Annotated in this window: 8 protein-coding genes; 2 read left to right on the forward strand and 6 right to left on the reverse strand. The window is 59.3% G+C overall.

What is annotated here, in order from left to right; genetic code table 11:
• Positions 1-139: 139 nt before the first annotated feature.
• Entirely contained in the window at positions 140-3,103 is a 2,964-nt protein-coding gene (locus tag AC07N8_RS11530; RefSeq protein WP_493143542.1) for an autotransporter outer membrane beta-barrel domain-containing protein, read from the reverse strand.
• Between the two features lie 225 nt (positions 3,104-3,328).
• Between AC07N8_RS11530 and AC07N8_RS11535 the strand changes: the two genes are divergently transcribed.
• Positions 3,329-3,607 carry a helix-turn-helix domain-containing protein gene (locus AC07N8_RS11535; protein ID WP_493143541.1) on the forward strand — a complete coding sequence of 93 codons (279 nt, stop codon included), beginning with the start codon at positions 3,329-3,331 and terminating at the stop codon, positions 3,605-3,607.
• A 69-nt stretch (positions 3,608-3,676) separates the two neighbouring features.
• On the opposite strand, the gene AC07N8_RS11540 is transcribed toward AC07N8_RS11535, so the two are convergent.
• From AC07N8_RS11540 to AC07N8_RS11550, 3 genes are read right to left on the reverse strand one after another with little or no spacing between them, the layout of a single operon-like run.
• Positions 3,677-4,348: a GNAT family N-acetyltransferase gene (locus AC07N8_RS11540; RefSeq protein WP_493143539.1), complete on the reverse strand. Its 672-nt coding sequence runs from the start codon at positions 4,346-4,348 to the stop codon at positions 3,677-3,679.
• Positions 4,349-4,365: 17 nt separating this feature from the next.
• On the reverse strand, positions 4,366-4,812 hold the full coding sequence (locus AC07N8_RS11545) for a GNAT family N-acetyltransferase (RefSeq protein ID WP_483841605.1): 447 nt from the start codon (positions 4,810-4,812) through the stop codon (positions 4,366-4,368).
• A gap of 10 nt (positions 4,813-4,822) precedes the next feature.
• The gene (locus AC07N8_RS11550) at positions 4,823-5,446 is read right to left on the reverse strand and encodes an FMN-binding negative transcriptional regulator (protein ID WP_483841606.1); all 624 of its coding nucleotides are present in this window, start codon (positions 5,444-5,446) and stop codon (positions 4,823-4,825) included.
• A 90-nt stretch (positions 5,447-5,536) separates the two neighbouring features.
• Here AC07N8_RS11550 and pdxR point away from each other — a divergent pair, with 90 nt between their 5' ends.
• The gene (gene pdxR / locus AC07N8_RS11555) at positions 5,537-7,084 is read left to right on the forward strand and encodes a MocR-like pyridoxine biosynthesis transcription factor PdxR (protein WP_483841607.1); all 1,548 of its coding nucleotides are present in this window, start codon (positions 5,537-5,539) and stop codon (positions 7,082-7,084) included.
• A 5-nt stretch (positions 7,085-7,089) separates the two neighbouring features.
• On the opposite strand, the gene AC07N8_RS11560 is transcribed toward pdxR, so the two are convergent.
• The gene (locus AC07N8_RS11560) at positions 7,090-11,637 is read right to left on the reverse strand and encodes a dermonecrotic toxin domain-containing protein (RefSeq protein WP_493143536.1); all 4,548 of its coding nucleotides are present in this window, start codon (positions 11,635-11,637) and stop codon (positions 7,090-7,092) included.
• 150 nt (positions 11,638-11,787) lie between these two features.
• A complete protein-coding gene (locus AC07N8_RS11565) occupies positions 11,788-12,888 on the reverse strand; it encodes a polyamine ABC transporter substrate-binding protein (protein WP_123433168.1) in 1,101 nt (366 codons plus the stop codon).
• Positions 12,889-12,892 lie beyond the last annotated feature (4 nt).

Genomic DNA, 12,892 nt, shown 5'->3' on the forward strand with positions numbered 1-12,892 from the left:
GCCCGTTCCGGCGGGTTTGCAGGCGGTGTCAGAAGCTCGATGCAGAAAATCCACCGCTGATTAAGCACAGCGGTTTTTAACGCTTCGGACCGATGACCTTTTCTTACACTAAATCGAGACGCTGCCTGCAATCACCCTCTCAGAAACTCATCTGCCACTGCCCGATCAACCCGTGGTTACGGCTGTTGTTGCCGATCTCGCCGCTGTAGCCAATGCCCACCGAATGCCGAGCCGAAATGCCCAGATCCAGACCAGCCTCCAGCACCAGGCTGTCTCGATCCAGTGAGCTGCCATCCACACTGAACGCCGTGCCACCCGCCACAAACGCTTGACGCGTCGAGCTGCTGACATCGCCATAGGTGTGCTTCCAGCCGGCGGTCATGCGTGGGGTCAGGCTCATGCCATTGTCCAACGCATTCAAGTGCGCCAGACGCAGGCCAAAGGTACTGCTGAAGTTGTCCTGGGTTTGCTCCTCGACTTGAAGGGCGGCGGAACCGCCTTTTTCCAGGTAGCTGTCACGGTGATAACGCTGGTAGCCAAGATTGGCGAAGGGTTCTGCGCTGAGCCGGCCGCTGCCCATTGCGTAGCCGAGTTCGGCGAAGGCCTGTTGGCTGTCGGCATCGTAATCGCCTTTCGGACGGTCGCTGAAGCCGTTGAAGGCGACAGTGCGTTTGCTTTCACCTTGGTGACCGCTATACGCCGCGCCGAGGCGCAAGGCGAATGGGCCGCTTTGACGTGACGCATAGACACCGGCGTGCCAGCTTTCGACATTGCCATCAACACCCGTGGCATCCAGATCTGTCTTCGAGTAACCGCCAAGCACACCCAGACGCCATTGCGGATTGAGCGCCCAATCGGCACCGATCACGCTGCCTTTGGTGCGTTGCTCCAGACCGCTGCTGCCGTGTTCGCCATCGAGCTTGCCGTAGCCACCGATGGCTTGCAGCCAGAGTCGACCCTGAGCGTTGGGGTCATTGAGGTTGCGGGCTTCGAGTGGGACACCGTTGGCGGCGAGCACCGGCGTGTCACGTTGATCGAGGCCGACCAGCAACCCCGAACCGCCACCCATTTGTTGCATCGCCGACAGCATGCTGCTGCCGATCTGGCTGCTGGCACCGAGCGTTGCGCTGGTCAGGTTGGCGTTGCTGGCGCCGGACAGTTGCTCGATCGCGTTGCCAGCCGTGGCGTTGGTGGTGTTGAGCAAGGCATTGTAGAGCGCGTTGTTTTTGCCCATCGACGCCAGACTGTTGGCGGCGCTGCTGCCGTTGCTGGTTACCGCGAGTTCGTTGAAGGCGACATCGTTGCGGGTGTAGGTCAGGTCGACTTGGGTCGGCGTGTAAGCGAGCGTCGGTGTGAGGAATGCGTAGTCGCTGGTGACCTTGCCGAAGTTGCCGTTGATGCTTGCGGCTTGCAGCACGGTGTATCGGCTCTGCCACGGATACGTGCCGCTGCCGGGGTTCACTGCCAGGGTGGCGCCGTTCAGATTGGCCACGCCACCGACCTTGATCGGCGCGCTGCTGCCATCGGCGTTGACGCCGTAGGCCAGGGTTGAGCCGCTGCCCATGGTCAGGTCATGGGTGATGCTCGCGATGCCGAGCTGAGTATTGGTGCGCAAGGTCCCGTTTACCCGCAAATTACTCACCGAACCGCCGCCGGCATACACGCCACCTGCGTCGACGGTCACGGTCCCGGCGATCCCACCCTGGTTGATCAGCGTGGCGCCGTCGCGTATCGCGCCGCCGTCGCTGAAATCACCGTTGCCGGTCAGGGTCCAGGCACCTTGCTTGACCTCCAGCCATTCGAAATTGCGACTGGTGCCGAAACTGCCTCCCCGCGCGTCGTCCATCAGCACGCGGTCGTAACCGCTGCCGCCATCGACCACGCCGACAAAGCGGCTGCCATTGCGCAAGGAGAGGCTGTCGCTACCGCTGCCCAGGTCCAGCGCAAGGCCGTTGCTGCCGCTGATTGTGCCGCCGTTGATCACGTTGTCATCGAACTCACCGACAAATTTCACGCCGAACCCATTGAGGCCCTGAATCGTGCCGAAGTTTTCCAGCGTGGTCGCCGCCACGCCCGAACCACCGCTGCCGTCGTCCACCAGAATTGCGCTGTTGGCGCCGCTGATCAGCGCGCCGTTGGCGTTCAATACGTAACCGCCGCCCAAGGCGATGCCTTCACTGCCGTTGGCGAAACCACCCTTGTCCACACCGCCCGCGCCGACACCTTGAATGGTGCCGTAGTTTTCGATGTGCGCGAGTTTGTCGATGTCCACGCCATCGCCGTCACCGTTGGGTTGCAGGCCCGAATAAGCACCGGTGATGGTGCCGTGGTTGATCACTGTGCCGTCGCCGTCGGAGCCATAACCCGAGCCGTTGCGACCGGTGACTGTCCCGTAGTTGACGAGCGTGGCGCCGAGGTCGGTGGTGATGCCGTGACGGCCACCGGAAATGTTGCCGTAGTTGGTCACCGTCACGCCGGTTGCAGTGTCGATGTCGATACCGTCGAATTTCTCGTCAGCATTGTGCGAGTCGCCGGTAGAAATCTCGCCGTAGTTGGTGATCGTCGCGTTGGCGCCGGTCTTCATGCCGTCGCTGGCGTCCCCGCGAATCAATCCGCCCGCGCGGTTGATGATCGTCGTTTTGACGCCTGCGCTACGCAACGCATCCAGATCCAGCCCTTGCCCGGTGGTGGAGCGGATGATGCCGCTGTTGTCGATCAGCAGGCTGCCGCTGGCGAAGTTGCTGTCGATGCGCAACGCATCGTTGAAGCCAAGGATTTGCCCGCCGGCGCGGTTGTAAATGCTGTAGTTGCGCGCTTGCGTCAGGTCGCCGCTGCTGTCGATCGCCCGGCCGCCAGTGGAAATAATCTTGCCCGCGTTATCGATCACCACGCCGACGCCGCTGGTGCTGTCCTTCAGACTCACCGTCTTGCCCGCGTTGGTGATGCTGCCCGGTGCCGAAATCTTCAACGTGTCGCTGCCGCCCAGGGTTTGCGCCGCCGTGGTGGGCGTATCGATCTGCACGTTTTTGAAGGGGGCGGCGAGGGTGCCGGTGCTGATCAGCAATGCGATGCTGAACGCGAGACGCTGGGGCGAGAAGGGCATGAGTGGACAGCCTTTTTGTTATAAGCGGGCTGTGTTGTATAGCGGATGGTTTTTACAGAATGATGTCGCAGTGAGAGCCATGTGCAATTTGATGCGGATCCTGCGACGTGCAATGCAGTTGAAATGCATTTTAATGCGTAAATTGATTGCGCAGGCAGCCAGCAACTGCACTATATTGCATGTATCGCATCACATTTGGATGTTGTTACGCACCAGGGGGCTGAAATGACCATTTCCATTGATGCGCGGGCTTTGTTGATCGAAAGCATTCAAGAGGCGCTGGCTCAAGGCACTCTTGAGGTTGGCGAAGCGGTTCGTCGATTACGCGTAGAGGTCACCGGCCTGCACCAGACCCAATTCGCAAAGATGTGCAAAATTTCGGTGCGCACGCTGGTGCATATCGAACATGGCGAAGGCAATCAGACGCTGAAATCACTGAATGCCGTGTTCAGGCCGTTTGGCCTGAGGATGGGGGTAGTGCGGATTCGGCGCGACATTAGTTGAAGCTACAGCGCAAAATTTGTGGCGAGAGAGGTTGCTCCCTCGCCACAGGGGAAGAAAAACTGTAGTCGCTTATCCGCGGCACGCCACCAACGTTTTCACCTGCCCCGATCCCGTCTGATTCTCATCGCTCAACCAGCGCTCAAACCCTGCGCCAATCGCCGGCCATTCCGAGTCCAGAATCGAATACCACGCGGTATCGCGGTTCTGTCCCTTCACCACCATGTGCTGGCGGAAAACCCCTTCAAAACTGAAGCCCAAGCGCTCGGCCGCGTATTTGGAGCGAGCGTTGCCGTTGTTGCACTTCCACTCCAGGCGTCGATAGCCCAGGGCAAACGACTCCTTGGCCAGCAGATAAACCGCCTCGGTACTTTTCGGTGAGCGCTGCATTGGCGCGCCGAACGTGACGTGACCGATTTCGATTCGGCCCTGAGCCGGCACGATCGACATCAGGCTGAGAATGCCCTGTACCTCACCGCTGGCACGGTCGATCACGCTGAAGAAATACGGGTCGCTGTTGGCCGCATGGTTGTTCAGCCAATCGTTGAACACGCTACGTTCCGGGAAAGGTCCATAAGGCAAATAGTCCCAGAGTTTTGGATCGGCACCGGGGCCTTGCAAGGCCTTGAACAGACCTTCGGCATGACGCGCCGGGTCGAGTTTTTCCAGGCGAATGAAACGCCCTTCGAGGGTTTGAACGGTGGGCGCCGGGACGCCTTTCCAATCCGCGAGTGATGTCGACATGCTGTTCTCCTTGAACCTTAAAGGGCTTTGCGAAACTGGATGAAACCGGGACGTTCGGCGATGCGCTCGTAGAGCTGGATCGCGGTGGCGTTGGTTTCATGGGTCAGCCAGTGGACTTTGCAGCACCCGTCCGTTTTGGCGGTGGCGTAGACAAATTCGATCAGTTTGCGGCCAACGCCGGTACCACGGGTTTCCGGCGTTACCAACAGGTCTTGAAGGTAGCAGGAATTTTCGATGCTCCAGTTCGAGCGATGGTAGATGAAGTTCACCATGCCGACCGCTTTGCCCTCGAGCCACGCCAACGCCGAATGCGTCGTTTCTGTCGGGTCGAGCATGCGTTGCCAGGTGCTGTCAGTGACCGCCTCGGGCAACTCGGTGTTGTAGAAACGCAGGTAGGCTTGCCACAGCGGCAGCCACGCGGCGTGATCGTCGGCGCTGACCTGGCGGATTTCAATCTGACTCATGTCTATTTCCTTAACGCATCAAGTGGGCGAGGGCCTGATCGTGCACATCGGGGCTGGCGGCGAGCCCTTCGCGCACACCGGCGATGTCTTCGGCGCTGCGGTTCTGACTGAGTTTGCGTTTGCCTTCCAGGCGCTGGATCGGCAGGGCAAACCCGACAATCGCCTTGAGCATGCCGTCGATGTAATCAGCAGGAGCGTCGGCGACCTTCCACGGCTGGGCGCGGCCGGCTTCGTGACGATCAGTCAACGCGCTGACCAGGTTGAGCAGGCGCTCGGCATCGGTGAATACATCGGCGGTGCCGTAGGCGTGTACCGCGACATAGTTCCAGGTCGGCACGACTTTGCCGTGCTCGGCTTTGCTCGGATAAAAACCGGGACTGACGTAGGCATCGGCACCGGCAAAGATCACCAGCGCTTGCGCGCCGTTCTGCAATTCCTTCCACTGCGGATTGGCCCGGGCGAAGTGGCCGTAGAGGGTGCCATTCGGACCTTCGTCAGGTTTGAACAACAGCGGCAGATGACTGGCTTGCAGACCTTGCTCGCCGTGGGTAACCACCATGGCGAGGCGGGTGCCGAGGATCTGCTGGCGCAGTTCATCGAAATCTTTGATGGCAAAGCTGCTGGGGTTGTACATGGAAATATCCCTTGGCGAATGCCTCCATCCTAGGCAGGCTATTGGTCTGTTGTAAGAGCCATTAATGACCAATTTCATAGGTCCATTGTCATGACCGATGTGCTGCTTTCCTTGTCGTTCAATCCTGCCGGTATCGAACTTGATCGCCGTCAGGGCCTGAGTCTTCAGCTCTACCAAGCCTTGCGCCTGCGAGTACTGGATGGACGACTGGCCAGCGGTACGCGATTACCGGCCAGCCGGGACTTGGCGGCGGCGCTGGCGATCTCTCGCAACAGCGTGGTGCGAGCCTACGATCAGCTCTATGCCGAAGGCTTTATCGAAGGGCGTGTGGGTGACGGGACTTACGTCGCTCAGCTGCCCCAAACCGCGATACCCACCAAAAAATTATCCACAAAAGTATCCACAGGGTTGTCAACAGGGTTATCCACAGCCTTATCCACAAATTGGCTGGATTTACCTGTGATTTCATCCAGTAAAGTTATCCACAGCGGCGCATTGGGTCGCGTTGAAAAGAACCATTTGGCCTTGCCGCCGAGTGGCCCACCGCGTGCCTTTAGGGTCGGCGTGCCGGCATTTGATCTGTTTCCTTTCGAGGTCTGGGCCAAGCTGAATGCGGCTTTCTGGCGCAAGCCGGATTTGCAGCAGTTGTGTTATGGCGATCCGGCGGGCGATGAGCGCCTGCGTGGAATGATTGCCGCCTATTTGCGCAGTTCACGCGGCATGCAGTGTTCGGCTGAGCAAATAGTGATCACCAGTGGCGCGCAGCAAGGGATTAGCCTTTGTGCACAGCTGCTGGTGGAACCGGGTGATGGGGTGGCGATTGAGAATCCGGGGTATCGGGCGGCGGGTCATGCGTTCGCCGTGGCGGGTGCGCGACTGCACGGTGTGGCGGTGGACAGCGAGGGCATCGACTGCCGCGAATTGGCTGTGCTCGAGGATTGTCGCCTGGCGTATGTCACGCCGTCGCATCAATACCCGACCGGGGTGGTGATGAGCCTGGCGCGGCGTCTGGAATTACTGGCCTGGGCTGAGCGCACCCAAGGCTGGATTGTCGAGGATGACTACGATGGCGAATACCGTTACAGCGGTGCACCGCTGGCGCCGTTGGCGGCACTCGATCGACAAGGACGGGTTTTGTACGTCGGGACCTTTGGCAAAGTCGCCTTCCCGGCTCTGCGCCTGGGTTACCTGGTGTTGCCGCCGGCGTTGGTGCAGGCGTTCTCTCAACGGCGGGCGGTGGACGTCCGGCACTCCGAAGTGAGTACTCAAGCGGTGATGGCCGAGTTCATGGCCGCCGGACATTTTCAGCGGCATATTCGCCGCATGCGTCGCGCCGCCCTGAGTCGGCGAAATACATTGCTGGCCGGTTGGCCGAAGGACATCCCCGGTATCGGCAACCTGCCGAGTGTTGCGGCAGGACTGCATTTGACGGTCGCGGTCGACTCTCAAGCCCGTGAGCGCGAACTGGTGGAAAAAGCCGCTAGCGTCGATGTCGAGATCAACGCATTAAGCAGTTATTGGTTGCCGGACACACAGACACCGGTGGACCAGCGGGCCGGGCTGGTCCTGGGTTTTGCGGCGGTACCCGAGGCGGCGATCAGTGCTGCACTCGGGCGTCTGGAAAAAGTCTGGCGCTGATCTACCTACAAGAAGAACAGTGCATCGGCCAGACGATGGTTGATTTCCGCACGATAAATGGCAATGGACTGAAGTGCGTTCAAGCGGGTGTGCTTTTCATAGGCCCCGCCTGACCCGCGTTGTTCGACGGTCTTCAAGTGCGCTGCAGTGAAGGCTGTTCTCGGGCTGTCGGATGCCGGGTAGTGAAAGTGCGCATACCAAAGGACTTTGCGGGTTTCGTGATCGCGAATCTCATACTCATCCAGATAGTCTTTGCGCGGTCCCTTCAAGCGTCGATGCTCCGGCAGTGGTTTGCCGATCCTGTGGATGGTTACCTCGCCCTTGCTGTGCAGCCATTCAACACGCCCAGCAGTGGGCAGCTGTCGCTTGGTCATGCTGATACGGATATCGGTGCCTTTTTTGTAAAGCGCAGTCGCTTCATCGTCTAGTGTTTTTTTGACGGTGACAGCCGACCCCGGGCCGCTTTCGGTGGCATTGTTATCGGTCAGGCCTTCCTCGATAGCGCCCGACGCTGTTTCCATTCGGCGGGCGTGCTGATGAAACATCTCCTCGATTTCCAGCGGAATACGGCGATCACCTTTTGAGTGGGCCTCGGTACGTCGCACGAAAGATTCCAGCTGTTCCAGTAGTGCTTCACCGTTTTGCACGCTGACCGCCAGCGTTGGAGGAATGATGACGGGTACGGCCGTTTTGACAGGCACATGCTCGACCCAGACGTCGGGTGTTTTCTCATGGAACGTAGCGATCACCTTCCCGGTGAGTGGGAAGGTCACGTCGACCAGATCGGTATCGGTGGAGCGCAGGCGCGTTCGCGGCTTGCCGACGACGGTGCCTTTGAAGCGTGTTTTGATCAGGCGATGCGGGGCCATTACCGGTCGCGACGGTCCCGGAACCGGTTCGAGGGTCTTGCGTTCATGCAGCAACCCCGACAGGTGTTTCACGGCGCGCTCATTGAACGCTTCGATACGTTGACGCATCAAGTCCAGTGACGGTTGCAGCAACTGTCCAGGGTACTCATCGGGCAAGTCGAGAATACGTTGGTCGATGGTTGTGAACTGCTCCACCAGATCGCTGAATCCTTCAATCCGTTCGGGTAGCGCCAGGGGATTGTCCTTGGCGAGGTCCAGTGACGACTGGATGGTGAGGCCCGCGTCTTCGACAAGGGTTACCAGCGCCTTATGGGCAGGCTCGGTGGCGACCGTGCCGGTGTCATTAAGGCAGAGCTCCTGAGCGAGGCTGATCTGAAACAGCTTCAGGTCGTGCAGGTCAAACTTTGGCAGTCCTTTCGTGTATTCCCTGGCGGTTTCGGCACCTTCTCTGCCCAGTCGGTTCAACTCCTCGATCCGGGCCTGGGCAAACTCGATTTTGTCGATAAAGCCCTGGGTTATATCGCTGGTCTGTTGATGAACCTGCCGTCGTGTCTGGGTGGATTCGTTCGGCTCTCCGTCAAACAGAGCCAGCGAGCGACGCATGCAAGTGCCAAATACAGCGTTTTGCCGGTTGAACCACATCTCCGTCAGCAACAGCTGTTGATCCAGACAACTGACCAGGACGGCGCGGTAATTGATGATGGACTCAAGCACGTTGAATGCCTTGAGCTGATCAATGTAGACGTCGTAAACGGCCAGCTGTTTATCCAGCGTTTCGATCAGTCTGCGACCATTGGGATCATCAACGCCTGATGCGGACGAGGCAGCTGCTTTCTCGGCGGATTCGAGTGCGGTCTTCAGCGCCATTTTGTTCGTATCGAAGGTCTCCAGTTGCTTACGCAGCGTCTCTTTACGCTGTGCATTTTCCCGCACCAATTCTTTTCGGCTACGGCCACCGCCGCGCAACCTCAGGCGTGTGTCGACGACCCATTGTCCGTTTGCGGAATGGGTCAGCAGGGGGCCAGTCTCTGGTGGGGACTGACGGCTATCGACGATTTGCACGAACTCGTTGTCGTTGATCATGACTTCGAACCAGCGCTGGCCAACCTGGGCGTACCATTTATTGTTGAGCGGGCTCAAAAAACGGTGGGGACCGACTTCGGTCGAGGGGCTCGCCAGACCTGCAGGTTTTGCGATGGCCAGCCCGTCCAGCAGAGTCCCCAGGCTTGTTCGCGCGAGGGCACCGTGGGCATACAAATGGGTCTTGTGATTCGCTGGCAGCCGTTGACCGGTGATATCGGGAAGCTGGGTCACGGCGATTGTCGGCCTCGGCGTGGGCTGTTGCTCCAGCGTCAAAACCGTCTTTTCAACCACGCGGCTGGCGGTGTGGCGCGTCGCTGCGTAATGGGCCAGGACCATGCCGAGTGACAGGAACAGGTCGGTCAATGCCGTCCATGCATCGTCACTGTCGCCTTTCTCGCTGGCTTGATTCGCATCTTCCAGGTCGCTCATGATTTGCCAGACCCAGGCCGCGCTGGCTGCCGTTTTACCCAGGAATGGCAGTGCAATGTTGAACAGCGCCCATGCCCCATGCTTGAGGGTCTGCCAACGACTTTGGGCATTGGAGACCGACTGCCGGTCCGCCAGGGTGATCATTGCGTTGGCATTGGCGGTGAACAGTGTCGCCAGTGCAGGTTCCTCCAGAGGTGTGGCCGCTAGCCTGACGGTGCCCATCATGCCGAGGGCCGACGTTGGATCGACCAGCCATTGCGACAGTGTCCAGACCGACGGCAGTTGGCCGGGAAATACGTACTGTGAGTAGTTGAAGCGCACATCGTCCGGCAACCAGGCCAACACCGATTGGCGAAGCGTCTGGTTATGTTTTATCGCATACAGCAGGTTGGTTTCGCCGGGATATTGCAACAGCGGCGGATCAAGCAGCGGACGAAAAAGCAGGCACGGACCCCTGTCGGCGAGACGTGGCCCGATGACAAACATGTTTGCAACCTCGTCGGCCTTGTTGCTTATGCGGCCCCCGGGAATGAACGCGAGCGGACGAATGATGATTTCCTGGCCGTCCACAAAACGCTCGGCAGGCTTTTCCTGCATCGCCGCAACCACGTACCGGTACCCCTGATCATCGATACCGGCCTCGCCACGAATTTTGTGCTGCAGCGTCTGAAGTGGCAGCTGGATGCGCAGGTGGCTGGCGAACAGGTGTTGCCGACGTTGTGTTTCCTTCGTGTCACCGAGCAGTTTCTGCTTGATCAGCGCGGGATAGGCTTCACCGATGTTGACCTCGGTGACCAGTTTTTCCAGGTAGGCCGGTGTCATCCAGGTCTCAACGGCGTTGCCGTCGGTGCGGTGAACGGTCTTGTTACCCAACGGCACGGCTATCAGATTCTGCAGGGCCAGGTCGATCAGCGACAGTGTGACGGTTTCGGTTTTACCCGGTACGGCAATGGCGCCCAGGATCACCGGGCTGGTGATACTGAGTTCAAGCGTTTCGAGCCTGGCGTCCGTCGCCTCCGGGTGATCTTTCAGCACTTGGTCTTTCAGTGCTTGCAGCGTAAACGCCGGGAGCGGTGGAATGTCATCCAGAAAGGATTTTCCCGCCTGTTGCTCCCGAAGCTGCGCCAGGTCCATCAAGTGTCGGCTGTAGCAGGTCAGGTCCGCCGGTTGAGCATTGAGCAGCCAGTCGGGCAGCAAGTGTTCGATCTGGCTGAAGCGCCCTTCGTCAGAGTCCTTTCGGTTTTTGATGGCGTCGATGGCTCGGCGGGCAAGACCACCTTTCGTAACGGTGTCTTGAAGCTGGCCGATCGCTGCGACTTCGAGCGCAATTAGCGCAGTGGCTTGATGGTCGAAAAAATTGCCGGTGGGCTCATATAAACGCCACCGCAAAGTATGCGGCGCCGATGTGGTTGCAACGCGTGCAGGCAGTGTTTCACCGAATGATTCCAGCGAGTCGTACCGTTTGAAGCCCTCCGTGATCGAGTGGCTGATCACCAGCGTGCGTTTGCCCAGCGTGCCCACCAGTACGGCCACGTCCAGCACCCACAGATGCTTGTCCGGTTCATCGATGTCGATCAGGCAGGCCCTTGATGTGTAGGGATCGTTACGGTGTCGGGTGGTTTTATCCGGGTGGTTGAACAAGGCCAGTGCCATGGCCTTTTGATCCTCATCCCAGCCTGAAGCCTGCTCGATGTTCCAGAGGTTGTGCAGTGAGTCCGAGAGTTGATGCCAGCGCGGTGTTTCGCCCTCTGTCTGCTGGTTCCAGTAATCCAGTTGCTGCTCTTGATAGGACACGAACAGCAGCGGGATCAGTTGATTGATCAACCGACCTATGTCGTCGATCTTGACGGGCAACTGGATCGCAGGCTTCACCCCCGGTTGCAAGGTCAGGAAGTGTTCCCCGTCAATGTAGGTCGCGGTCTGTGCCGACAGCGTGAGCCGCACCAACACATCGGTCAACGATTCGAACCGGCGTGGGCCGGGCATGACCTCGCTCTCGGTGACGGTCCAGGTCGGCGTCACGACCATGGCCTTGACCGGATCGATACCCAGGTTCGGGTAGGCGCTGTCGAGTGCCGTGCGCAGCGCGTTCGACGCCACCTCCCATAGCGAGGGGCCAGTGACCAGTTGGGTCAATACATCTTCGGAGCGGGTGGACGAGGTGTCGGGCATGGCCATTTCCTTTGTGCCGATAAGAACGCTGGCCACGGGGCCGCGCTGGATCAGGGCAAGGTAGTGGGCTGTCGAAGGCCGAAGGTGGTAGATAGTTATCGCAGGCAAAAAAAGACCCGCTCATTGGCGGGTCTCCTCTTCCAACACGGTTCAGGTGCCTGACTTGATCTTGGTCCAGGCCCGGGTGCGCGCACGTTCGGCATCGCGCGGCAGTGGTTGCAGGGTGTACAGCGTGCTCATCGCCGTTTCGGTCGGGTACAGGTTCGGGTTGTTGCGGATCGCCGGGTCGACCAATTCGGTGGCGTCCTTGTTCGGGTTCGGGTAGCCGACAAAGTCGCTGACCGGCGCGATGACTTGAGGTTGCAGCAAGTAGTTGATGAAGGTGTAGGCGTCTTCCGGGTTCTTCGCACCTTTGGGAATCGCGAGCATGTCGAACCAGATCGGCGCGCCTTCTTTTGGCAGGCGCATGTCGACGATCACGCCGTTCTTGGCTTCCTTGGCGCGGTTGGCCGCCTGGGAGAAGCTGCCGGAATAACCGACCGCGACGCAGATGTCACCGTTGGCGATATCGGCCATGTACTTCGAGGAGTGGAAGTAGGTGATGTACGGGCGGATCTTCATCAGCAGCGCTTCAGCCTTGTCGTAGTCCGCCGGCTTCTTGCTGTTCGGGTCGAGGCCAAGGTGTTGCAGGGCCAGCGGCAGGATCTCCGACGGCGAGTCGAGCAGGGCGACGCCGCACTGCTTGAGCTTGCTGATGTTCTCTTCCTTGAAGATCAGGTCCCAGCTGTCCACCGGCGCATCGGCACCCAGTACCGCTTTGACCTTGTCCGGGTTGAAGCCGATCAGGATGGTGCCGTACATGTAGGGCACGGCGAATTTGTTGCCCGGGTCGTTGGCCTCGATCAGCTTCATCAGCTTCGGATCGAGGTGATTCCAGTTCGGCAGCTTGCTGCGGTCCAGCGGCTGGAACACACCGGCTTCGATTTGCTTGGCGAGGAACACGTTGGACGGCACCACCACGTCATAACCGGAGTTTCCGGTCAGCAACTTGGCCTCCAGCGCTTCGTTGGTGTCGAAAATGTCGTAGACCAGTTTGGTCTGGGTGTTCTGGGCCTTGAAGTCTTCCAGCGCCTTGGGCGTGATGTAGTCGAACCAGTTGTAGACGCGCAACGTTCGCTCTTCAGCATGAACTGCACCACTGAGCACCGTGGCGCACAGGGTGGGGATGATAAAACGCTTGAGTCTGTTCATTGTT

The organism is Pseudomonas sp. GW821-FHT10C09 (genome assembly GCF_059415465.1).